At 72.5% G+C, this 21598-nt stretch carries 26 protein-coding genes and 1 pseudogene; 13 read left to right on the plus strand and 14 right to left on the minus strand.

Going from position 1 to position 21598, the window contains the following annotated elements:
* Positions 1 to 263 precede the first annotated feature (263 nt).
* Positions 264 to 740, plus strand: a complete 477-nt coding sequence (locus ACFVST_RS26200) for a hypothetical protein (RefSeq protein ID WP_390156048.1) — start codon at positions 264 to 266, stop codon at positions 738 to 740.
* A gap of 23 nt (positions 741 to 763) precedes the next feature.
* Here ACFVST_RS26200 and ACFVST_RS26205 read toward each other — a convergent pair whose 3' ends face one another.
* The 3 genes from ACFVST_RS26205 to ACFVST_RS26215 all read right to left on the minus strand — a co-directional run bounded on the left by ACFVST_RS26205 (position 764) and on the right by ACFVST_RS26215 (position 3690).
* Positions 764 to 1615, minus strand: a complete 852-nt coding sequence (locus tag ACFVST_RS26205) for a putative protein N(5)-glutamine methyltransferase (protein WP_390156049.1) — start codon at positions 1613 to 1615, stop codon at positions 764 to 766.
* Positions 1616 to 1810: 195 nt separating this feature from the next.
* Entirely contained in the window at positions 1811 to 2755 is a 945-nt protein-coding gene (locus ACFVST_RS26210) for a ribose-phosphate diphosphokinase (RefSeq protein ID WP_390156050.1), read from the minus strand.
* 167 nt (positions 2756 to 2922) lie between these two features.
* Positions 2923 to 3690 (minus strand): MBL fold metallo-hydrolase, encoded by a 768-nt coding sequence (locus ACFVST_RS26215; RefSeq protein WP_390156051.1) that lies wholly within the window; start codon positions 3688 to 3690, stop codon positions 2923 to 2925.
* 212 nt (positions 3691 to 3902) lie between these two features.
* Here ACFVST_RS26215 and ACFVST_RS26220 point away from each other — a divergent pair, with 212 nt between their 5' ends.
* The 6 genes from ACFVST_RS26220 (at position 3903) to ACFVST_RS26245 (ending at position 9063) form a co-directional block, all read left to right on the plus strand.
* Positions 3903 to 6350: a SpoIIE family protein phosphatase gene (locus tag ACFVST_RS26220; RefSeq protein WP_390156052.1), complete on the plus strand. Its 2448-nt coding sequence runs from the start codon at positions 3903 to 3905 to the stop codon at positions 6348 to 6350.
* Positions 6351 to 6524: 174 nt separating this feature from the next.
* Positions 6525 to 7037: a DinB family protein gene (locus tag ACFVST_RS26225; RefSeq protein ID WP_390156053.1), complete on the plus strand. Its 513-nt coding sequence runs from the start codon at positions 6525 to 6527 to the stop codon at positions 7035 to 7037.
* A gap of 553 nt (positions 7038 to 7590) precedes the next feature.
* Positions 7591 to 7929 (plus strand): ArsR/SmtB family transcription factor, encoded by a 339-nt coding sequence (locus tag ACFVST_RS26230; protein ID WP_390156054.1) that lies wholly within the window; start codon positions 7591 to 7593, stop codon positions 7927 to 7929.
* Positions 7926 to 8543, plus strand: a complete 618-nt coding sequence (locus tag ACFVST_RS26235; protein ID WP_390156055.1) for an SRPBCC family protein — start codon at positions 7926 to 7928, stop codon at positions 8541 to 8543. The genes ACFVST_RS26230 and ACFVST_RS26235 overlap by 4 nt, the downstream gene beginning before the upstream one ends.
* Positions 8544 to 8620: 77 nt before the next feature.
* Positions 8621 to 8845: a hypothetical protein gene (locus ACFVST_RS26240; RefSeq protein ID WP_390156078.1), complete on the plus strand. Its 225-nt coding sequence runs from the start codon at positions 8621 to 8623 to the stop codon at positions 8843 to 8845.
* Positions 8842 to 9063, plus strand: coding sequence for a ferredoxin (locus ACFVST_RS26245; RefSeq protein WP_390156056.1), 222 nt, complete (start codon positions 8842 to 8844; stop codon positions 9061 to 9063). The genes ACFVST_RS26240 and ACFVST_RS26245 overlap by 4 nt, the downstream gene beginning before the upstream one ends.
* 5 nt (positions 9064 to 9068) lie before the next feature.
* Here ACFVST_RS26245 and ACFVST_RS26250 read toward each other — a convergent pair whose 3' ends face one another.
* The 4 genes and pseudogenes from ACFVST_RS26250 to ACFVST_RS26265 all read right to left on the minus strand — a co-directional run bounded on the left by ACFVST_RS26250 (position 9069) and on the right by ACFVST_RS26265 (position 10887).
* On the minus strand, positions 9069 to 9251 hold the full coding sequence (locus tag ACFVST_RS26250) for an antitoxin (RefSeq protein ID WP_390156057.1): 183 nt from the start codon (positions 9249 to 9251) through the stop codon (positions 9069 to 9071).
* A 176-nt stretch (positions 9252 to 9427) separates the two neighbouring features.
* Positions 9428 to 9694, minus strand: a pseudogene (locus ACFVST_RS26255) (S1 family peptidase); the annotation flags it as partial.
* 105 nt (positions 9695 to 9799) lie between these two features.
* Positions 9800 to 10351 (minus strand): DUF6624 domain-containing protein, encoded by a 552-nt coding sequence (locus tag ACFVST_RS26260; RefSeq protein WP_390156058.1) that lies wholly within the window; start codon positions 10349 to 10351, stop codon positions 9800 to 9802.
* The gene (locus tag ACFVST_RS26265; RefSeq protein WP_390156059.1) at positions 10348 to 10887 is read right to left on the minus strand and encodes an ATP-binding protein; all 540 of its coding nucleotides are present in this window, start codon (positions 10885 to 10887) and stop codon (positions 10348 to 10350) included. Before ACFVST_RS26265 ends, ACFVST_RS26260 begins: the two co-directional genes overlap by 4 nt.
* 556 nt (positions 10888 to 11443) lie before the next feature.
* Between ACFVST_RS26265 and ACFVST_RS26270 the strand changes: the two genes are divergently transcribed.
* The 5 genes from ACFVST_RS26270 to ACFVST_RS26290 all read left to right on the plus strand — a co-directional run bounded on the left by ACFVST_RS26270 (position 11444) and on the right by ACFVST_RS26290 (position 15331).
* Positions 11444 to 12313, plus strand: a complete 870-nt coding sequence (locus tag ACFVST_RS26270) for a helix-turn-helix domain-containing protein (RefSeq protein WP_390156060.1) — start codon at positions 11444 to 11446, stop codon at positions 12311 to 12313.
* A 3-nt stretch (positions 12314 to 12316) separates the two neighbouring features.
* On the plus strand, positions 12317 to 12562 hold the full coding sequence (locus tag ACFVST_RS26275; protein ID WP_390156061.1) for a DUF397 domain-containing protein: 246 nt from the start codon (positions 12317 to 12319) through the stop codon (positions 12560 to 12562).
* Positions 12563 to 12766: 204 nt separating this feature from the next.
* Positions 12767 to 13504 carry a Clp protease N-terminal domain-containing protein gene (locus ACFVST_RS26280; protein WP_390156062.1) on the plus strand — a complete coding sequence of 246 codons (738 nt, stop codon included), beginning with the start codon at positions 12767 to 12769 and terminating at the stop codon, positions 13502 to 13504.
* Entirely contained in the window at positions 13501 to 14769 is a 1269-nt protein-coding gene (locus ACFVST_RS26285) for an MFS transporter (protein WP_390156063.1), read from the plus strand. The genes ACFVST_RS26280 and ACFVST_RS26285 overlap by 4 nt, the downstream gene beginning before the upstream one ends.
* 106 nt (positions 14770 to 14875) lie before the next feature.
* Entirely contained in the window at positions 14876 to 15331 is a 456-nt protein-coding gene (locus ACFVST_RS26290; RefSeq protein ID WP_390156064.1) for a cyclic nucleotide-binding domain-containing protein, read from the plus strand.
* A 20-nt stretch (positions 15332 to 15351) separates the two neighbouring features.
* Here ACFVST_RS26290 and ACFVST_RS26295 read toward each other — a convergent pair whose 3' ends face one another.
* Complete coding sequence (locus tag ACFVST_RS26295; RefSeq protein ID WP_390156077.1) at positions 15352 to 16059, minus strand: hypothetical protein; 708 nt, start codon at positions 16057 to 16059, stop codon at positions 15352 to 15354.
* 136 nt (positions 16060 to 16195) lie between these two features.
* Between ACFVST_RS26295 and ACFVST_RS26300 the strand changes: the two genes are divergently transcribed.
* Complete coding sequence (locus ACFVST_RS26300) at positions 16196 to 16936, plus strand: class I SAM-dependent DNA methyltransferase (protein ID WP_390156065.1); 741 nt, start codon at positions 16196 to 16198, stop codon at positions 16934 to 16936.
* A gap of 17 nt (positions 16937 to 16953) precedes the next feature.
* Here the strand turns inward: ACFVST_RS26300 and ACFVST_RS26305 are convergent, their stop codons facing one another.
* From ACFVST_RS26305 to ACFVST_RS26330, 6 genes are all read right to left on the minus strand, one after another.
* On the minus strand, positions 16954 to 17547 hold the full coding sequence (locus ACFVST_RS26305) for a DinB family protein (RefSeq protein ID WP_390156066.1): 594 nt from the start codon (positions 17545 to 17547) through the stop codon (positions 16954 to 16956).
* Positions 17548 to 17593: 46 nt separating this feature from the next.
* Positions 17594 to 17770, minus strand: a complete 177-nt coding sequence (locus ACFVST_RS26310) for a hypothetical protein (RefSeq protein ID WP_390156067.1) — start codon at positions 17768 to 17770, stop codon at positions 17594 to 17596.
* Between the two features lie 112 nt (positions 17771 to 17882).
* Entirely contained in the window at positions 17883 to 19214 is a 1332-nt protein-coding gene (locus ACFVST_RS26315) for a streptophobe family protein (RefSeq protein ID WP_390156068.1), read from the minus strand.
* Between the two features lie 78 nt (positions 19215 to 19292).
* Entirely contained in the window at positions 19293 to 19796 is a 504-nt protein-coding gene (locus ACFVST_RS26320; RefSeq protein WP_390156069.1) for a DUF3618 domain-containing protein, read from the minus strand.
* The gene (locus tag ACFVST_RS26325) at positions 19793 to 20308 is read right to left on the minus strand and encodes a phage holin family protein (RefSeq protein WP_390156070.1); all 516 of its coding nucleotides are present in this window, start codon (positions 20306 to 20308) and stop codon (positions 19793 to 19795) included. Before ACFVST_RS26325 ends, ACFVST_RS26320 begins: the two co-directional genes overlap by 4 nt.
* 43 nt (positions 20309 to 20351) lie before the next feature.
* Positions 20352 to 21461: a galactosyldiacylglycerol synthase gene (locus ACFVST_RS26330; protein WP_390156071.1), complete on the minus strand. Its 1110-nt coding sequence runs from the start codon at positions 21459 to 21461 to the stop codon at positions 20352 to 20354.
* Between the last annotated feature and the right edge of the window lie 137 nt (positions 21462 to 21598).

Here is a 21598-nt window from a genome sequence, read left to right on the forward strand (position 1 = left end):
CGCAACACGCCCCCGCTCGTGGGTTGGTTACTCCCCCCCGCCCTCGGGGGGTTCTTTACCAACCCCGGGGGGGGGGCGCGCGGGGTCCCCCCCCCCCCCGCGCGCCCGCCCCCCCCCATCCTCCCCCCCCCCCGGGGCGCCCCGGGCGGGCGGGCGGCCCCCCCGGCCCACTCTTCGACCGGCCCTTGCCCGGCAGGGCGGCGGGAGCCGTGAATGCCCGTGTTCCGTACGGCAGTTGGTCAAGCGTGCGGTAGAACGGCGGGATGGACGCCGCAGTGCTGGGACAGTTGCTGGACGAGACCTTCGACCAGGCCCTCGTCCACCACGGTTACACCGGCTACATGCGGGACTACGAGGTCCTGTTCCATATGGCGGCGGACCCCGGCACCGGGATCCCGCCGGCCTATCTGCGCTATCTCTTCCGGTACTGCGTCGAGGCCCGATGCGAGACGGCGGTACCGGCGGAGATCTGGCGGCGCTCGCTGGACGACCGGCTCATTGAGCACGAGAGCGGCGCGGAACTCGACGGGTTCGTCTGGGGGGGGGTGAAGTGGCAGCCGATGTATCCGGGAGCGGAACTGCTGCCGCGCTCGGACGCCGCCCGCCGCTGGTCGCACACCCTCGGCATGGACTTCCATGACGTCCGCATCGAGACCAACGCCCACCGGCTGACCCTGCTCTTCTCCGACCTGGAAGTCACCGAAGTCCCCGTCGGATACGCCCCGTTCACCACCGACTGAGCGTTCACCGGATGACTTCGCGCTCAAGGTCTGGAACGCGCACTCCAACCGTCGGGGCGGGTGCCCGTGATCACTGTGGCGCCGAGGTTCTCGCAGGTGGTCACCTCGGGACGGAGACCGGCGGTGGTGAAGGCCGCGACGGCCGAGGGGGCCTGCCGCTCGGTGGTCTCCACCAGCAGCCGGCCGCCCGGAGCCAGCCACCGCGGCGCGGCGGCCGCCACCCTGCGCAGTACGGCCAGCCCGTCCGCCCCGCCGTCCAGCGCCACCAGCGGCTCATGGATCCGGGCCTCCGGCGGCAGCAACGGGACGTCACCGGTGGGCACATAGGGCACATTGGCGGCGAGCAGGTCGATACGGCCGCGGAGGGCGGTGGGCAGCGCGGCGAAAAGGTCGCCGTGGTGGACGGTGCCCGCGGGGAGGTTGCGGCGGGCGCAGCGCACGGCCGCCGGGTCGACATCGGCGGCGTGCAGCTCGGCCACCGGGAGCAGCGCCCCGAGCGCCGCACCCACCGCACCCGACCCGCAGCACAGGTCGACCGCCACCGGCCGCGGCGGTGCCAGTGCCACCGCCCGCCGTACCAGGAACTCGGTGCGGCGGCGCGGGACGAACACCCCGGGCTCCAGCGCGATCCGCAGCCCGCAGAACTCGGCCCAGCCCAGCACCTGTTCCAGCGGCAGCCCCGCCACCCGGCGGTCGACCAGGGCGGTCAGCTCGGCCGGGGAGCAGGCTTCGGCGGCGAGCAACTCCGCCTCGTCCTCCGCGAAGACGCATCCCGCGGCCCGCAGTCGGGTCACCACGTCGGGGCCGGGGCAGGGTGAACCGGCGTGCGGCGCAGGGGAGTCGAGTGGGGACGGCTGGTGTTCAGCGGACGACATGAGAGAGCCTTTCGGAATGACTCCGGGAGCTCCCGTGTGCCGCTCAGGCTCGGCGGACCGAACCGCGGCTGAGGGGGAGCACCCGACCGGACTGAGCGTTGATCGGACTCACCTCCCTGACATCGTCTGCGGTACCGCTCGGACCGCACACCCTACCCGAGGCGGGTCGGCGGGCACACCGGGGCCACCGCGCGCTCAGCCGCCCTCGAAGAGGGCGCTCACCGACTCGCCGTTGTGGATGCGGCGCACCGCCTCCGCGAGGGCCGGTGCGATGGACAGCACCGTCAGCTTGCCGGTGTGTTCCTCCTCGGCTACCGGCACCGTGTTGGTGCACACGATCTCCAGTACGTCGGGCTGTTCCGAGAGCCGCCGCAGCGCGCCCGCCGCGAACAGGCCGTGGGTGCACGCCACCCGGATCGAGCGCGGTTTCAACTCCCTGAGCCGGTCAAGGAGTTCAAGTACCGTGCTGCCCTTCGCTATCTCGTCGTCCAGCACGATCACATCGCGGTCGGCGACCTCGCCGATCACCGAGTTGATGCTGACCCGGTCGTCGGCGTAGCGCTGCTTGGCGCCGGCGGCGACTTGGGCGCCCAGCATCCGGGCGAAGGCCGCCGCCTCCTTGGCGTTGCCGAGGTCGGGGGAGACGACGGTGGTGCGGCTCAGGTCGAGGCGGCGGAAGTGCGCGGCGAGTTCGCGCAGTGCGTGCAGATGGTCCACCGGCATCGAGAAGAAGCCGTGCACCTGCGGCGAGTGGAGTGTCATCGCCAGCACCCGGCCCGCTCCGGCGGCGCCCAGCAGATCCGCCACCAGCCGCCCGCCGAGCGAGATCCGCGGCGCGTCCTTCTTGTCGGAGCGTGCGTACGAGTAGTGCGGCATGACCACCGTGATCCGGCCCGCGGAGGCGCCGCGTGCCGCGTCGCACATCAGCAGCAGTTCCACCAGGTGCTCCTGCACCGGCGCCACCAGGGGCTGGACCAGGAACACATCGCGTTCCCGGCAGTTGGCCTGGAGTTGGACCTCCAGGCAGTCGTTGGCGAAGCGGCTGAGCCGCGCCGGGGAGAGCGGCACCCCCAGGTGTGTGCACACCTCCGCGGCCAGTTCGGGATGGGCACTACCGCTGAAGACGGCGATGTCGCGCACGGGGGCTCCTCGCATGAGTCGCGGTCGCCCCCATCGTACTGACGTGCCTCGTGACGGTACCGGGTCCGGGACCGCTCGCCCGGGGCGGAGACCAGCCCTAGTGATCCGGCCATCCGTGCCTTCGGCGAACCCCGGTGCGCGGCAGGCGAGTTGGGACCGGTCCGCGTTCACCGACCGTCCGGATGTCCCCCCGCGAGTTCCCGGGCCCGGGCCACCGCCTCCCGCAGCGGACCGCGGTGCACCGGCCCGTGTCCCGGCAGCAGTACGTCCGCGGGCAGCGGCTCCAGGGTGTCGAGCGCCGCCACGGTAAGGGACCGGTCGTGGTGGAAGAGGTCCGGCAGTAGCCGCGGACCCGGTTGCGGTGTGAGGGCGTGCCCGGTGACCAGGGCGTCTCCGGAGATCAGGACACCGGCGGCGGGCAGATGGAAGGCGGTGTGCCCCAGGGTGTGCCCGGGGGTGGGCACCGGCACCGGCCGTCCCGGCAGATCCAGCGGCGCGGTGTGGTCGAAGGCCCGCGCCGCCGCGACCCGCACATCGGCGAGCGCCCCGGAGCGCACCACCCGCACCGTCCACCGCAGCATCCGCGGCCGCCACAGGTTCCGCAGTACCGTGCCCGGAGCGATCTGGTGCAGGAACTCCCGCCGTGCGTGCGGCACTTCGGCCTCGTGCAGCAGGACCGGGATGCCGTGGCGGGCGTGGAGATACCGGGCCGAGCCGAGGTGGTCGCTGTGGGCATGGGTGACGAGTACCGCGCACACCGACTCAGGGCGGTGGCCGAGTGCCGCCAGCGAGGCCAGGAGTTTCCGCCGGTCGCCGGGGTAGCCGGTGTCCACCAGGGTCACCTGGTCCCCCTCGGCGAGCACCACCCAGTTGGTGTGGCCGCCGTCCACCAGATGCACCCCGGCCGCCACCTCGACCACACTCACCTCCCGCACCCCGCACTCCTCTCCGGCCCCCACGTCGCGCGCCGACCGCAGCGTAGACGAAGGTGCCCGCCGAAACGGCCCAACTCCGGTGCGCGGCACGGCTTTTCGGACAGATGTGACCCCACCGGGCGGGAAACGACGGCCGAGAAGGGTGGCACCTTGCGGACAGCAGCGGCGGACAGGGGTGCGCAACGGGGCGGAAGGCGCTGTAATGGCGGATTGTGGCCTGCGACGACTCGACGGGACGGGGAAAGGGCGCGCTGCGGATCGATCTCGCACTCGAAGCGCTGCCCTCGGACCTGGACGCACCGGCACGGGCCCAGGCCGTCCTCGAACAGGTCCTCGTCTTCACCCGCGCCGCACACGCCGCCCTCTACCTCCCCGACGAGGACGGCCGCAGCCTCACGGTCGCCGCCTCGGCCGGGGTACCCCGCAGCCTCTACGGACTCCAGGAGCGCTACGCCGCCGACGGTGACTCGCCCGTCGCCACCGTCCACCACACCGGCCGCCCGCTCCACCTGCCCACCGCACCCGGCCCCGGAACATCCGCCGCCGGGCGGGACCGCGCGGCGATGGCGCTCTCCGTACTGCCGCTCACCCCGGGCGACCCGGACGGCGGCTGCCTGCTCGCCGCGGACGACCGGCCCGACGGTTTCGGCGCCCCGGAGCGCGGCAGCCTCGCCGTGCTCGCCGCGGCCGCCTCCGCGCCCCCGCCCATCGGCCAGGCCCGCAGCACCACCTCCGGCGAACCCCGCAGCGCCTTCGAACTCGCCATGGACACCGGACGGATCGACGTGGACGACGCCGTACTCGACCTCTTCGGCATCGCCCGCGGCGACTTCGACGGCCGGGTCGAGAGCCTCCTCGCGCTCACCGTCCCCGAGGACCTGCCCACCCTGATGTCGGTGGTGGAGGCCGACCATATGGCGATCGGGGACCGCGAACTCGACTTCCGCATCCGCCGCACCTCCGGCGAACCCCGCTGGCTGCGGCTGCGCGGCACCGTGCTCCCCTCCACCGCCCGCCGTCCCGCCCGCCTCCTCGGCACCGTCGTCGACCCCGCCAAGCTGCGGCGCGGCGTCAACGACGTGTCCCGGGTGCAGCGCCTCGCCGCCGTACTCGCCACCGCCACCAGCGTCCGCCAGGTCGGCCAGGCCATCGTCACCGCCCTGCGCCACCCCCTCGGCGCGGACCGGGTCGCGCTCGCCGAACTGGACGCGGACCGGCTGGTCGTGACCGTCCTCGACCCGCCGCAGCCCGAGGCCTGGCCCGAGGTGTGGCGCTCCGAATGGCGCTCCGAATGGCCCGACGCCCCGGTACGCGCCATGCCCACCCTGGCCGACGCGCTCCGCGAAGGCCGGCCCGTCCTCCACCCCGCGGGCGCCCCGCTGGAGCCGACCCTCGCCGAAGTCGGCCCCGGCGGCCTCGCCGTACTGCCGCTGCCGGCCGCCGGGCGCACCGTCGGGCTCTGCGTGATCGGCTGGGACCGGCCGCACGAGGTCGGCGCCGACGAACGCGCCCTGCTCACCGCCGCGGCCGCACTCGCCGGGCAGGAACTCATGCGGGTGCACGCCCTCGACGCCGAACACGAACTCGTCAGCCTGCTCCAGCGGGCCCTGCTCCCGCGCCGCCTCCCCGACCTGCCCGGCGGCACCGCCGAAGCCCGCTACCTCCCCACCACCGTCGGCCTGGACGTCGGCGGCGACTGGTACGACGTGATCCCGCTGCCCGACCACCATGTGGCCCTGGTCATCGGCGACGTCCAGGGGCACAACGCGGGCGCCGCCTCCCTGATGGGGCAGATGCGGACCGCGCTGCGCGCCTACGCCGTCGAGGGCCACCCGCCCGATGTGGTCGTCTCCCACGCCAACCGGCTCCTCACCGGCATGGAGAGCGACCTCTTCGCCACCTGCCTCTATGCCGACATCGACATGGAACAGGGCACCGCCTGGTGCGTACGGGCCGGGCATCTGCCGCCGGTGGTACGGGACGCGGACGGCACCGCGGTCCCGGTGGAGACGGAGGGCGGGCCGCCGCTCGGTGTGGTCGCCGAGGCCGACTACCCGATGACCCCGCTCCGCCTCCAGCCCGGCAGCCTCCTCGTCCTCACCACCGACGGCCTGGTGGAGGCCTCCGACCTGGACCTCGACGAGGGCCTGGCCCGCCTCTGCACCGCACTGCACGACGCCGACCCGGCCGACCTCGGCCTCGTCGCCGACGCCCTGCTGGCCGGCGCCGACCGCCATGACGACGTGGCCCTGCTGATGCTCCGCTACGACGGCATGGACGTACGGCCGCGGCGGGAGAGCTGGACGATCTGGCGGGTACCGGAGGCGCCGCGGCACGCCCGCCGCTTCACCCGCCGCACCCTGCGCACCTGGGGCGTGGCCGCGGATGTGGACCTGGCGCTGCTGGTGGTGTCCGAACTGGTCACCAACGCCGTGGTGCACACCGACGGACCGGTACGGCTCGAACTGACGCTGATCAACGACCGCCTCCGGATCGCCGTCAGCGACAAGTCGCCGCGCAGCCCCGTCAAACCGACCAGCATCGGCTGGGAGGCCACCGGAGGCCGCGGGATCATGCTGGTGGAGGCGGTCAGCGCGGCCTGGGGCACCGTCCCGGTCAGCGGCGGCAAACAGGTCTGGGCCGAACTCCCCATCACCTGACCGCAGTTCAGCCACCCGCGGCCCCGGCGCCCCGCACCGCCTCGCCGTCACATAAGCCCGGCGACACCCCGCACCGTGTCGCGGGGAGGCCGCGACCGGGCCGGTGGTTCACAGTGGGCGGGGCCCAGCGCACGCCCGGCCCCCGCGACCGCACCCACCGACGGAGGACAACTCATGGACGTCAAGGCCCTGTTGAACGACGCGTACAGCCGGATCCAGGAGTCCGTGCACACCGCGGTCGAAGGGCTGGCACCCGAGCAGCTCAACCGGCAGCCGGAGGCCGGCACCAACTCCGTCACCTGGTTGGTGTGGCATCTGACCCGGGTCCAGGACGACCACATCAGTGAACTGGCCGGCCGCCCGCAGGCCTGGGCCGAGGACGGCTGGGCGGCCCGCTTTGGCCTGCCCCACGCCGAGGACGCCACCGGCTACGGCCACACCGCCCGCGAGGTCGCCCAGGTCACGGTGGACGACGGCGCGCTGCTGCTCGACTACTACGACGCGGTGCACGCCCGCACCCTCGCCTACCTCGACGGGCTCACCGAGGACGAGCTGGACCGCGTCGTCGACGAGGGCTGGACCCCACCCGTCACCCTCGGCGTACGGCTGGTCAGCGTCCTCGGCGACGACCTCCAGCACGCGGGGCAGGCCGAGTTCCTCCGCGGCATGTTGGCCCGCGGCGCCTGAGACGGCCCCGCTCGCTCGCTGTCTCCCGGTCAAGGGCGCGAAAGCGCCGCGCCCACCGACAGCCACCCGACATATCCGGCCCCGAAGGCCCCACCGGCCGCCCGCCCTGGCAAGGACCTGGCGCGGCGCCCGGTGGCAGGCTTCCGGTGCCCAACGGCCGTAGCAGACAGGCCAGTTCACGACCCGGCGACCGACTGGCCGAACCAACGGCGCCTGCTCATACCGGGGTTCACCCTCAAACGCATCACCGCACTGCGCCCCCGCATCCAGCAGACCGTGGACAGCCTCCTCGACACCATGGTGCGCGCCGGCGCCCCCGCCGACCTGGTCTCCGCCTACGCGCTGCCGGTCACCGGCAGGGCCCGGTGATCGAAGTGCCGGAACAGCCGGGGTTCCGCACTCCGACGGAGTTGGGTCTGCGGTGTGAGCTTCATGCGGATCACGTGTGCCGGATCGTCCTCTGTTGTGACATGCGGAGCGGGTTGGCTGTGCGGAAGTGTTTGAGGGAGCAGCTTGAGCAGCGCATATAACAGATCTGTTATATGAAGCCCCTGTGGATGCTTTCGCTGTCTTGGCTGACCCTGCTCGTCGCCGCGTCGTGGAGTACCTTGCCGACCGCGAGGTACCTGCCGGTGAGCTTGTCGAGGTCCTGGACGCGGAGTTCGGACTGGTTCAGCCGGCCACCTCGCGTCACCTCCGGCGGCTGCGTGAGTCGGGCTTGGTGCACTCCCGGTCTGATGGCTCGCGGCGGCTCTACTCCCTCGATCCTGTCGCGTTGCGCGAGATCGACGTGTGGCTCGATCAGTTCCGAGGACTGTGGAGTGAGGCCTTGTCCGCTCTTGACGCCGAAGTCCGCCGAGGCAAATCACCAATAGGAAACGAGGACTCATGAACATTGCCGATGAGATCAACCGAGTGATCCGCAGGATTGCGACCAGCGGCGACTCCCACCAGGTCATCCTGGAGCGCAGCTTCGACACCAACACGAAGGACTTGTGGGACGCGTGCACGAATCCCGAGCGGCTCTCGCGCTGGTTCGAGCCCGTGCGCGGTGACCTCACCCTCGGCAGCCGATACTTGCTGACAAGTAGCGGCACGGAAGGCGACATCTTGCGATGCGAACCGGCCCGGCACCTCGCGATCACCTGGGAGTATCAAGGCGATGTCAGCCACGTCGATGTCGACCTCGTCCCGGGCGAGGAAGATCGAACCGTGCTCCGCCTGACACACCGTGTCCCGTCCAATGACCATTGGGAGACCTATGGGCCGGCTGCGGTAGGCATCGGGTGGGAGGAGTCGCTGCGGGCTCTCTCCCTTTGTCTCGCGGGTGCGCCGGGTTTCTCCTCTGGTGAGATGGAAGCCTTCTCCAGCACGACTGAGGGTCACGAGCTGATCCGTCGCTCCGCCAACGCCTGGGCGTCGGCGCATCACGAGGCGGGTGCACCGTCGGGTGAGGCCCAGGCACGCGCGGCGCGGACGACCGCGGCCTACCTCGGCGGCGACTAAGGACCGAGATTGCACCCGCAGTGCCGGACTATCGAACCAACTCATCGACGCTTCAACGGCAGGGTCGGATGTTCGAGATGACGGAATGGACCCGGCCAGTGCTGGTCCGGGCTCTCGGTGGAAGGGTTGAACGTCATGCCTGGCAGGTGCACCGGGCGGCTCTGCATCAGCTCAGCGGGGCGGCCCTGCGCACCCTCTTCGATCGGCTGCCCGGACTCCACCTCGCCGTCCCCGCCGACCGCATCCCCTTCAAACCCGGTGACACCATCCAGGGGATGCTCGAACTCCCGGTCGCCTGGTGACCCCCGCCCCGGACATCAGGGTCGACCGGGACCGCTGCATCGGCGCCGGAATGTGCGCCCTGACCGCACCCGCGGTCTTCACCCAGGACGACGAAGGGCTCAGCGAACTGCTGCCGGAACCAGGGGACTTGACCTCACTCCTGGTCCGGGAAGCCGCCCGCGCCTGCCCCGTCGGCGCGCTCACCGTCACCTCCACCGGACGCAGCCCGGCGGACTGACCGGCTCACTGCTGGGGCGGGTCCTGCCGGCCGAGGCGGTCCTTCATCTGGTCCTGGGCCTTGTCGACCTGGTCCTGGTACTTGCCGCCGGTCTTCTTGTCGACCATGTCGCCTGCCTTGTCGACACCCTTGGCAGCCTGGTCCTCATGGCCCTTGAGCATCTGCTTGATCTTGTCCATGACGGACATGGGTCACCCTCCTTGCCGTAGAAGCCCCGCCCCTCATCAGGATCGCCGCGCCCCTCCGGATCCGCATCCGCAGCCGGAGGTGGCGCGGGACCCCCTCGGGGCAGGCACCACGGGTCCCCGCCCCGAAGGGATCCATGCCGCCGATCGGGGCGAGGCCTACAGAGGTCAGGTGGAGGTCAGGCGGTTTCCAGGGTGAGCCCGTAGCGGTCGAGGATCTCGTTCACCGGCTGGAACCACGTCTCCCCGCCGCCCTTGCAGTCGCCCCAGCCGCCCGAGGTGACACCCTGCGCCTTGTCACCGCTGATGAAGGAGCCACCGGAGTCGCCCGGTTCGGCGCAGGCATCCGTCTTGGTCAGCCCGTGCACCTGGCCCTGGCTGTAGTTGACGGTCTCGCCGGTGCCGAGGACCGTGCCGCAGTGCCAGTGCGAGGTGGAGCCGGACTGACGTTCGCCGCCGGCCCGTTGACGGCACGGCCGGCCCACTGTGCCCCGTGGACCCGCGTCCACAGGGCACAGCCGTACCCGCTTCTCAGGCGGTGTCCGGAGCCGTCAGCGAGGCAGGCGCAGGGTGCGCATCTGGTCCGCCAGCGGGCCCAGGCCCACATCGCGGCGGCGCTCGTCGAGCGTCGGCAACTGCCGTGTGTCGTACGGCGCGAGGGTCTTCGGGTCGACCCGGGTGCCGTAGAACTGCGGCTGGCCCAGTTCCACCGCGCAGTGGTCGGCGATGAACGCGTGGTGCACCACCGGGCAGTCGCCGTCCGCCGCGGCCCGGGCGATCAGATCGCGGCAGGTCAACTGGAAACCGACGTCCTCGGCGTGCAGCAGGATCATCAGGGCCGCCGTGGACGCCTGTTCGCCGACAAGTCCGGTGGTAGGCCAGCCGTGTTGGGCCACCGCCTTCCGCAGGGCCCGGGTGTTGTCGCGCCGGCACTGGGCGATCCGGCGCCGCTCCAGGTCGGTCGCGGCGGGGTGCGCCCGGCGGGTCAGCCGACGGTCCTCCTCGGCGCGGGCCAGCAGCTCGCAGGCGAGCCCGGGAGCCTCGGAGGGCTGCCGCCCGTCCACCGAACTGCCTTGCTGCGCCGCCCCGTCGACCCTGTTCATGCCGGCTCCTTGGTGGCCACCGTGAACCACACCTGCTTTCCGGGGCGCCCCAGGGGTGCGGGCGCGGTGCCCCAGTCGTCCACCAGGGCGGCGAGGATGGACAGGCCGCGGCCGGACTCGGCACCGGCACCGGCCTCCCGGCCGCGCGGCAGCAGCGGGGAGGAGTCGGAGAGGGCGACCCGCAGCCGCTCACCGGTGCACTCCAGGCTGAGCAGCAGTTCGTCGTGCGGGTCCGAACTGCCCGCGTGCTGTACGGCGTTGGCGAAGAGTTCGGCGGTGGCGAGTACCACGTCGTCGCGGAGCCGGCCGAGCCGCCAGCAGAGCAACTGCGCGCCGACCAGGCGGCGTACCCGGCCTGCGTGCGAGGGGTGGGCGGGGACCGTGGTCTCCAGCCGTGCGGGCAAAGGGCGCCGCAGGTCGTGTCCCTGCTGCGGCGCCGGGCGGGCGGCGGCTCGCTCCATACGGTCACGCGATTCCCCGGCCACCGGCCGGAAGTCCACGTCGATTACGGAGCGGCCGAGTCCGCTCGGATCCATCTGGCTGCCTCCCTGGCGCATACCGTCTGCCGACCGCATCGGTGTGTACGCCATGTCACCCGGGTCGATGCTGGGGCCGGGCCGGCGCGGGCCCGGTATCCGGCGCCGGTCGTCCACCGCTGGTGCCGTGTTCGTCCGGGAGGGGCTGCCGCCGGCGGTGCGGGAGGGGCGGGCACCGGCCTGTGCGGCGCGGCGGCTCCTCGCCTGTCCGTCGGTCAAGGTCGCCATCCAGGTCTCGCGGCGCGGTCGTCTCAGAGGGGGGTGCGGTCCGCCGGAGCGGACCGGTGAGCGGCCGACCGCAGTCCTGCTCGGGACGCCCCCCGAACGACCGCCGCAGGGGCGGGACATGGACTGATACATGCTCAACTCCACGTAGACCTAACGGCGTTGGGGGGCGCCGTCGCGCAATGTGCGACAGGTCACTCGATCACTATGGTGCCCTGAAGTCTCGTTCCGCAACCGGCGTTCTGATAATTTCAGATCGATCTGTTCGACTGCTGTTTCGACCGCTGGTGGCGTGGCAGACTGCTCGCCAGACGGTGCGGGAGGTAGGTACGTGAGCGACAGTCGCTCGGGCGGTGGCAGTGCACCCACTGTCCTGCGGATTGTCCTCGGCAAGCGGCTCAAGCAGTTGCGTGAGCAGGCGGGGGTGGGCTTGGAGGAAGCCGCCCGCGCCATCGAGGTGACCGCACTGACCGTGCGCCGTATCGAGAAGGCGGAGGTCGGACTCCGCATCCCCTATGTGAAGGAGTTGCTGCGCACCTACGGTGTCTCCGACACCGAGATCGACGAGTTCGTCTCCATGGCCCGCACGGCCAACCAACCGGGCTGGTGGTACAAGTACCGCAACGTCCTGCCCGACTGGTTCCGCGCCTATGTGAGCCTGGAGAGCGAAGCCACCGTCATCCGCCTCTACGAACCTCACTACGTGCCGGGCCTGTTGCAGACCGACGACTACGCCGCCGCGCTGATCCGGGTCGGCTTCCCCCACGAGGACGAGGAGAGCATCAAGCACCGGGTGAGCCTGCGCCTGCGCCGCCAGGATCTGCTGACCAAGCCGGAGTCACCGGCGATCTGGGCAGTGCTGGACGAGACGGTCCTGCGCCGCCCGGTGGGTGGGACGAAGGTGATGCGCGATCAGATCGACCATCTGATCGAGGTGTTGGACTTCTCGAAGGTCAGAATGCAGATCATGCCCTTCGCCGCCGGCCCGCATCCCGGCGCCTACGGACCCTTCCACTACTTCCGCTTCGGATTCTCCGAACTCCCCGACATCGTCTACACGGAGAACCTCGCCGGCGCCGTCTATGTCGACCAGCACGCCGATGTCGTCACCTATCTCCAGGTCCTGGACCGGATGACCGTCCAGGCCGAGCCAGTCGCCAGAACCAGGACCATCCTGGAAGAACTGCGTAAGGAGTTGTGATCCATGGAATCCATGCGACCCGTCCACACCGGTATGCCCGCCTCCGAGTTGGGCCGTGAGGGCTGGCACAAGCCCTGGAGCGGTACCAACGGCGGGAGTTGTGTCGAGGCCAAGCGGCTGGAGGACGGCAGTGTCGCCTTCCGCCAGTCCACCGACCCGGAGGGTCCCGCGCTCGTCTACACCCGCCATGAGGTGCTCACGTTCCTGGAGGGTGTGAAGCAGGGCCAGGCCGACTTCCTCCTCGGCTGACCCACCGCCGGTCCCAGGGCGCCGGCCCCAACTCCCCGTCCCACCAAGGCGCTTGCCCGGCACACCTCCGCGGCACCTGTCTCGCCTCACCTCACCTCACTCCACCACCCGACCCGGCCCCGTCATGCCCTGTGCGCGGGACCGGGTCGCGTGCTGTCAACTCGCAGTTGACAGTCGGCGGAGTGTCAACCTATCGTTGACATCATGAGTGAACCGCAGCGCATCCCCGTACCCGTCCGTCTCGACGACCTGATCGACGCCATCAAGAAGTCGCACACCGACAGCCTCGACCAGCTCGCCGGCGCCGTCGTCGCCGGTGAGCACCTCGGTGAAGTGGCCGACCACCTCATCGGCCACTTCGTGGACCAGGCCCGTCGCTCCGGCGCCTCCTGGACCGACATCGGCCACACCATGGGCGTCACCCGCCAGGCCGCGCAGAAGCGCTTCGTGCCCAAGGGCTCGGCCGACGACCTCGCGCAGGACTTCAGCCGCTTCACCCCGCGTGCCCGCAACGTCCTGATCGCCGGCCAGGAAGAGGCGCGGACCGCGGGCAACGACCGCATCGGCACCCTCCACCTCGACCTCGGCCTGCTCGCCGAACCCGATGGGATCGCCGCCCGGGTGATGGCCGCCCAGGGCGCCACCGCCACCGCGGTACGCACCGCGGCCGAGCCGCTGCTGCCGGTCGCCGCCGGCACGGTGCCGGACATGATCCCGTATGCGCCGGACGCGAAGAAGGCCCTGGAACTCACCTTTCGTGAAGCGCTCCGGCTGGGCCACAATTACATCGGCACCGAGCACATCCTGCTCGCCCTCCTGGAACAGGAGAACGGCCACGGCCTCCTCACCGGCCTCGGCCTCACCAAGGAGGCCACCGAGCAGGGCATCCAGGCCGCGATCGACGCGGCGGTCCAGGCCTCCGCCGGGAGGGACACCGAGTGAACCGAGGCGGGCGGCCCGCACTGCGCCCCTGGCGATTCATCGTCGCCTTCGGCACCGTGAGCCTGCTCGCCGACTTCGTCTACGAGGGCGCCCGCTCCGTCACCGGCCCCCTGCTCGCCTCCCTCGGCGCCTCCGCGCTGGTGGTCGGGGCGGTGACCGGAGCGGGCGAGACCGCCGCGCTCGTCCTCCGGCTGGTGTCCGGGCCGCTCGCCGACCGCACCCGCCGCTTCTGGGCCTGGACCATCGCCGGCTACACCCTGACCGTGGTGAGTGTGCCGCTGCTCGGTCTGGCGGGGGTGCTGTGGGCGGCCTGCGTCCTGGTCGTCGCCGAGCGCGTCGGCAAGGCGGTCCGCAGCCCCGCCAAGGACACCCTGCTGTCCCACGCCACCGCCGCCACCGGACGCGGCCGCGGCTTCGCCGTCCACGAGGCACTCGACCAGACCGGGGCACTCATCGGCCCCCTCGTCGTGGCCGGAATGCTCGCCCTCACCCACGACGCCTACGGCCCCTCGCTGGCGGTGCTCGCCGCCCCCGGCGTCGCCACCCTCGCCGTACTGGTCTGGCTCCGGCTGCGCGTCCCCGACCCGGCCGGCTACGAACGCGCCGCCGGACCCACCCGCTGGAGCACCGCCCCCACCGAGGAGGAACCACCCACCGGCAGCGGGCGGCGGATCCCCATGGAGCGCGGCTTCTGGGCCTACGCCGTCTTCAGCGGTGTCACCCTGGCCGGCGTCGCCACCTTCGGAGTGCTCTCCTTCCACCTCGTCCACCACCGCCTGCTGCCCACCGCCGCCGTCCCTCTCGTGTACGCCGCCGCGATGGCGGTCGCCGCCCTCGCCGCCCTCGCCACCGGCTGGGCCTACGACCGGATCGGGCCCCGCGCACTGGCCGCGCTGCCCCTGCTCGCCGCCGCCGTCCCCGGGCTCGCCTTCTCCACCCAGGTCGCCGCGGCCGTCGGCGGCGTACTGGTGTGGGGCGCGGTGATGGGTGTGCAGGAGTCCACCCTGCGGGCCACCGTCGCGGACCTGGTGCCGCCGGGGCGCCGGGCCACCGCCTACGGACTGTTCGCCGCGGTGACCGGCGGTGCCGCCTTCCTCGGCGGCCTCCTCTCCGGCGCCCTCTACGACCGGTCGGTGCACGCCCTGATCCTGGTCACCGTCGCCATCCAGGCACTGGCCCTGGTACTGCTGCTGGCCGGGGCCGCCGGGCACCCCGTCCGGTTCCGGAGCCGCAGGACACCGCCCCGTACGCGGGACCGGCCGTGAGTCGGCCAGTTGGCCCGGGCGGCATCGGGGTAGACGTCTGGGACAGGCATCGGCTCCCGCACCCCCGCCCCGCGTGCGTGAGGCACCGCCCGCCAGGAGGACCGCCATGAAATCCGCCAAGCGACTGCTGACCGCCCTGCCACGCGAGGACCGCGACCGGCTCCTCGCGCTCGCCCGCGAGGTCTCCTTCCCCCAGGACGCACGGATCTTCGAGGAGGGGAACACCGCCGACCGCTTCTGGGTGATCAGGTCTGGCTCCGTCACTCTGGACCTCAAGGTGCCCGGCCGCGGCAAGGTCCCGGTGGAACCCCTCGGCCCCGGCGACCTCCTCGGCTGGTCCTGGCTCTTCCCCCCGTACCGGTGGGACTTCGGCGCGGAGGCCGCGAGCCCGGTACGCGCCGACGAGTTCGACGCGGCTCCGGTACGCCGCCTCTACGAGAGCGACCCCAAGCTGGGCGTGGTGCTGCTGCGGGTCATAGCCGAGATCCTCGCCGGCCGCCTCGGCACCGCCCGCGGCAAACTCATCGAGCAGTACGAGATCCACCGCAGCCCCACCGTGTGACGGACGGCTGCCGGGGCCGCTCAGTCCCGGCCCACCTCGCGGGTGAGTTCCAGGCCCAGCCAGCGGTCCAGCAGGGCGAAGGTCTCGAAGCGGGCGCCGGGTGCCAGCTCCGGTCCGGTGCCCGCCTGCCGGAGAACCGCCAGCAGGCCCGGGGTGTCCAGGTCGTCCGCGAGCGCACGTTCGGCCCGCGCGGTCACCTCCGGCGGCACCGGACGGGACGGCTGCCGGGCCCAAGTAGCCACCTGGCGCCGCCAGTTGACCAGCGTCCGCCCGGCCTCCGCGACCTCCGCCGCGGTCAGCCGCAGCGGGTCGCGGTAGCCGTGGCCGAGCAGCGCCAGCCGGGCCGCCAGCGGATCGGCCCCGTCCAGCGCACCCGGCTCCGCCCCGGTCCCGCCCACCTCGACCCGGACGCCCTCCGCCCCGGCCAAACCGGCTGGACACACCGTCACCCCCGGCACCCCCACCGGACCGGACGGCGGATGCGCACCGAAGGTGTCCACGGCCCTCCGTACCACCGCCGGATCACCGTCGGCCCGCACCTCGTACAGCACCTGCCGGCCGCCCGACTCCAGGGTCCGCACCAGCAGATCGGCCACCAGCAGCACCCGCAAACCGGCCACCGCGAGCTCCCCGCCGTCCTCCGGCTCCGGCAGGCACACCCGCATCCGCAGCAGCGCACGTCCTGCCTCGGGCACCTCCACCCGCCGCCCGGTGCGGCCGTCCGTCATCCTCAGCACGTCGTTCGCCTTCCGTAGCCCGGCCGTCGGGCCACCGTAACCGAGGGGCGGGCGGTGGCCGGTGGTCGTGGAGCGGTGGACGGAAAATGCTTCGACACTGGTCTCCGGGGTCGGCAGAGTGGCGGATATGACGAGTAGTGAGCTGTGGACCCGCGCGACCGCCGAACGCTATGACGCCGGAGAGAGCGACCTGTCCTCGGCCGCCGTACTCGGCCCGATCCTCGCCTTCCTCACCGAACTCGCCGCAGACGGACCGGCGTTGGAGTTCGCCATCGGCACCGGACGGGTGGGCGTCCCGCTCCGGGAACGCGGAGTGCCCGTCACCGGCATCGACCTGTCCCAGCCCATGGTGGACGTACTGCGGCGCAAGGTCGACGCGGACACCCTCCCGGTCACCGTCGGAGACATGGCCACCACCGTCGTCCCCGGCGAGTTCACGCTGGTGTACCTCGTCTACAACACCATCACCAATCTGCTCACCCAGGACGAGCAGGTCGAATGCTTCCGCAACGCGGCACGCCATCTGCGGCCCGGCGGCCGGTTCGTCATCGAGTTGCTGGTGCCACCGCTGCGCTTCCTGCCGCCCACCCAGCTCGCGGTGCCGTTCGACGTCTCCGATCAGCATGTCGGCTTCGACACCGTCGACATGGTCGAACAGACCCTGGTCTCCCACCACTTCAGCCGGGACGGCGACGACGGCCGCTACCGCCGCGGCACCTCCCGCCACCGCTACGCCTGGCCGGCGGAGCTGGACCTGATGGCCCGGATCGCCGGACTGGAGCTGGAACGCCGAGTGCAGGACTGGGACGGCGCGCCCTTCACCCAGGACTCCACCAAGCACATCTCGGTATGGCGCAAGCCGCTCTGAGTCTGGTCGACAGTCTCTTAGAGCGGTGCGTCCGGGGCGGTGTTCCGGTAGAGGTCGCGGAGTAGGCACACCTCGCTGAGGTGGTGGATGAGTTCGCGGTGGATGTGCAGGACCAGGGCGCCCATCGGCCGGTCTCCCCACGGGGCTTCGGCTTCGCCGCACGGCCGGGTGAGGCCCTCCTCGCCGAGGGACTCGACGCCGGCCAGCCAGGTCGCGTACTCGGCGTCGAGCTGGGCGAGGGCCTCGTCGGCGGTGGCCGCGTAGTCGAAGGACGGGTAGTCGGTGGGCGCCCGGCCGAAGTGGGCGGCGTTGCGTACCGCGAGGACTCCGACGATCACATGGGCGAGCCGCCAGGCGATGGTGGTGAACGGCGGCGGTTCCGGCTCCGGCAGGGCGAAGTCGATGACCATCGCACCGGAACCGGCCTGTACGGGCGCGGTACCGGTGCCCCGCGGCCGCACACTCCAGCAGCCGGGGACCGGCTCCCGGAAGTACTCGGCGTCGGTGAGTCCGGTGAGGCGGTCGCGGAGCTGGTGCGACCAGTGCCAGGCAATCTGGTCCCGCAGCAGCGCGTTCCAGTTCCCGTCGGGCGGGACGCTCGTATCGTTCATACGCCCAGGATGGCCGCCGAGCGAGCCACCGGCCACCCGCCGCCGGTCAGTCCTCCCCGCGCACGATCTGCGGGTTGCCGTCCGGCTCCTCGGGCTCCCGGTAACCGGCACGGCCGGTCCGCGCCGGTATGCAGGTGCGAACGGTGCCGGGGCGCCACGTACCGCGCACCGGGTCGGCTGCGGGCGGCGACTGCGGAAGCTTCTCCAAGTGCTGGGTGTCCATGGGTCCTTCCTCGTTCTCGCTGTGCGGCTCTCGGTCTCGGCTGTCGATCGCGCAGACACCGCTGCGGCTGCATCGCCCACCGGGTTCCCGACGGAGCGGGCGTCATGCCCACCTACTCGGGGTCCGCGGGTGGGTCCGGCTTCTCGGTCTGCCGCGGTACCAGGCCCTCAGCGCCGGAACGCCCGCGCAGCCCCGCCCACCGTGCCAGCAGCGCACCGGCCACCCCGCACACCGCCCCCCAGGCGAGACCGAGACCCACCATGCTCCACACCTCCGGCCGCAGCAGCACCCGTCCCGACAGGCTGCCGCCCAGATCGCCGATGCCCAGCAGGGACAGCCCGAAGTACGCCGAGACACGGCCCAGCAGGGCCACCGCCAGCACCGTCGCCGCCACCCCCAGCGCGAGCCGCACCGCGTGACGCCACAGCGGGACACCGGGCCGGCCCCGCGCCGCCGCCGTGAAACCGGCGCCCACCAGCAGCACCGCGTCGATCACCACCAGCCACCACACCCGCCCGTCGTGCTCCGCCAGCGTCCCCAGATCCAGCCGGGACACATGGGGCGTACGCAGGACCTGGTTCAGCACCTCCGGCATCGGCAGCCCGAACGGCCCTTCCACCCGCCCGTGCCACACCCCGCCGAGGCCGAGCGTGAACGCCAGCCACACCAGATTGGGCAACCCCAGCAGCACTACCGCGAAGGTGCGCGCCGGCTGCTGATGGGTCGCCGCCACCACCAGCGCGACCAGCACCCCCAGCACCACACACACCAGCAGCACACCCACCATGGCGTACGCCACCGGGGACAGCGACTCGCGCAGCCGCAGCCACCGTCCGGGCAGCGGCGCGGCCCCCGTCACCAGCAGGGACACCACCAGCACCCCGGCCAGCCACAGCATCCCGAAGACCACGGTGAGCGGCACATCGGCGGCGAAGCGGACCTCGGGCCGGATGCCGAACAGCTCGCCCAGTCCGCTGAGTTCGGGGTCGCTCAGCGACAACCGGAACGTGTGCCGCGCGGCCCAGGCCAGCGCGAGCAGCCCGAGCAGCCACAGCACCGCCAGCCGCCCCACCCACCCCGCCAGCTCCCAGATCCCGGCCAACTCCCCACGCCGCAGCGGCCGCAGGAAACCGGCACCCAGTACCAGCGCCCCGCCGAGGGCCACCGACAGCGGCAGTACCGACACCCCCGCCTCGGTCCCGGCGATCGCCCCCGCTACCCCGGACACATCGATCGAGCCGCCGACGGCGGTCACCACCGTCGCCGCCAGCACCCGGCCGAAGCCGCCCTGCGGCAGATCGGCGGCCCCCGCCGCCGTCAGCCCGAGCGAGGCGAGCACCAGCATGGTGAACAGCGCGGCCACCACCGCCAGCAGCGCCTCCCACCAGCGGTGGAGAGCACGCCGACCGCCGGACCGGGAGGAAGCCGTCGTCTGCCGCGTCACGCTGCCACGCTAGACAGCACCGCCCCCACCCGCCGCCCGAGTCGGCCGACCGTAGGCCTCCGGCTCTCGCGGGGCCGGTCAGTCGCGGTGCCGGCCGCGGCCCGCCACCACGATCACCGCCGCCGCGGCGGCCGCGGCTCCGGCGGCGACCATCCCGGCGTGGGGGCCCGAGCGATCGGAGTGGGCCGGACGGTGGTGTTCGACCGGTACCGGCCCCGGGCCCTCCGGCAGCGGAGTGGTACGCGGCGCGGTGGGCGCCTCGCGGCCGCGGCGGGCGTGCAGCGGGTGCGGCCGGCCGCGGTGCGCGCCCCCGCCGTGGTGCCGGCGTTCCTTGCCGACCAGCCGCCGCAGCCTGCCGCCGTGCCTGCGGTGGGCACCCTCCTGGGCACGCCGCCGCCGGATCGGATGCAGCCGGGCCTTTACCGCGTCCGCCTTCTGATGCGCCAGCGCCCGTACGTCCGCCTTCGCGGCCAGCGCCTCCACGGTGCGGCCCAACTCGGCGCGGGTCTGCTCCACCTGGGCCCGCAACTCCTCGGGGGTGGCGGCCTTGTGCGGTTTCCCGGTCCCCTGCTCCTGCGTCATCGGTGTGCCGCCTCCCTGATCTGCGCCACGTCACTGCGGACGCTGGCGATGGTCTCCCGGGGCGCCGCCGGCTTGGCCCGGCCGATCTCCCACTTGCCCAGCAGCGCGAGCAGCCCCGCCGTCAGCAGCAGGAAACCGGCGACGACCAGGGCCGACGCCCACAGCGGCAGTACCAGCCACACCGCTGCGACTCCGGCGGCGACCAGTGCCTCGAAGGCGACGAACGCCACCACGCCCGCCCCGCCGAACAGCCCGCCGCCCACCCCGAACCGTTTGCCCTTCTGTGTCATCTCGGCCTGCGCCAGCCGCATTTCCTGCTGCACAAGCTGCGAGACCTGCTCGGATGCCCGGGAGACCAGGACGCCCACCGATGCGTCGGTGTCCGCCTGCCGGTCCTCGAAGACCGTGCTCACACCCCTCACCCGCCTCTCCGTCGTGATCGCGTCGTCCATCAGCGCGTTGTCCATCAGCGCGTCGGGTCCGTGGACGGTGGCGACGGGTACCCCGAGCACTCCGGGCGATACCGGTATCAGTACGAGCCGTCGGTACGAGCCGTCAGCCGGGTACGGCGCCGGAGGGCAGCGCGCCCCGTGCCAGTGCCGTCAGTGGTCCCACCGCGTCGGCCGTGAAGAGGTCCCGTCCGGCCGCGATCCGGGAGCTGCGCGGCGGTCCGGGCGGGCTCAGCGCGTCCAGTGACCGCAGCATCGCCCAGGGGTCGGTGGCGTGGTCGGTGAGCCCGAGCCGCGCCATCTTCCGTACGCCCTCCGCGCCGTGCCCGGGGATGGGGCGGTAGCCGATCACGGGCACGCCCACCGCCAGCGCTTCCAGTGCGGTCTGCCCGGCCGCGTTGTCGATCAGGGCGCAGGCCGCGGAGAGTAGGCCCGGCATGTCCTGCACCCAGCCCAGCGGGAGCACACCGGGGGATCGCGCCAGATCGTGCCGCAGTTTCGCGTTGCGCCCGCAGAGCACCACCGGCCGGTAGCCCGCCGCACCCACCAGCCGCGCCGTCCGCACCACCTGCGAACCCGCACCCCACGCTCCGGCCGAGACGAGTACCGGGTCGGTGCCCGGCGGGCCCAGGCGGTGGCGCCAGCGGTCCGCCGTCGGGACCGGGCCGAGGAACCGCCCGGCGACCAGCGGTCCCGAAGCCATCGCGGGCCGGCCCAGCGCCCCGGCGACCTCGTCCGCGATGCCCTGGGTGAGGCAGAGGTGCAGGTCGTTGCCGGGGTGCAGCCACTGCCGGTGCACCGCGAAGTCGGTGAGGACCACGGCGGCGGGCACCGCCAGGGTGCCGCGTGCCCGCATCCGCCCGGTGAGCTGGGCCGCCAGATGGAAGACGGACACCACGGCGTCCGGCCGCTCCCGTGCCACCAGCCGGGCCAGCCGCCGCTCGGCCAGCACCGCCAGCGGCGCACTGCCGGGCCGCGGCCCGGACCCGCTGCGGAAGAACGCCGCGTACAACCCGCCGTACAGAGACGGCAGATGGTGCAGGGTGCCGCGGTAGAACGAGCGGATCGCGCGGCCCGCACCCGAGGGCAGCAGGGCCAGCACATCGGCGCGGGACGTGTGGTGACCGGCCGCTTCGAGACGGCGGGCCAACTCGGCCGCCACCGCGTCATGGCCCGACCCCATGCTGGCGCTCAGAACGAGGAACCGTGCGGGCATCCGACCCTTCCTCCTCCAGCCTTGCTGCGCCGCGGGCAGGTACCGGCCCGCTGACGGCTCCGGTCGGGCGGGAGTATCCGCCGACGAGCCCACTAAACAGCCCGCTCCCCCCGTCCGCATCAGCCCATCCGGCCCCG

Source organism: Streptomyces sp. NPDC058045 (assembly GCF_042885635.1).
GTDB lineage: Bacteria > Actinomycetota > Actinomycetes > Streptomycetales > Streptomycetaceae > Streptomyces.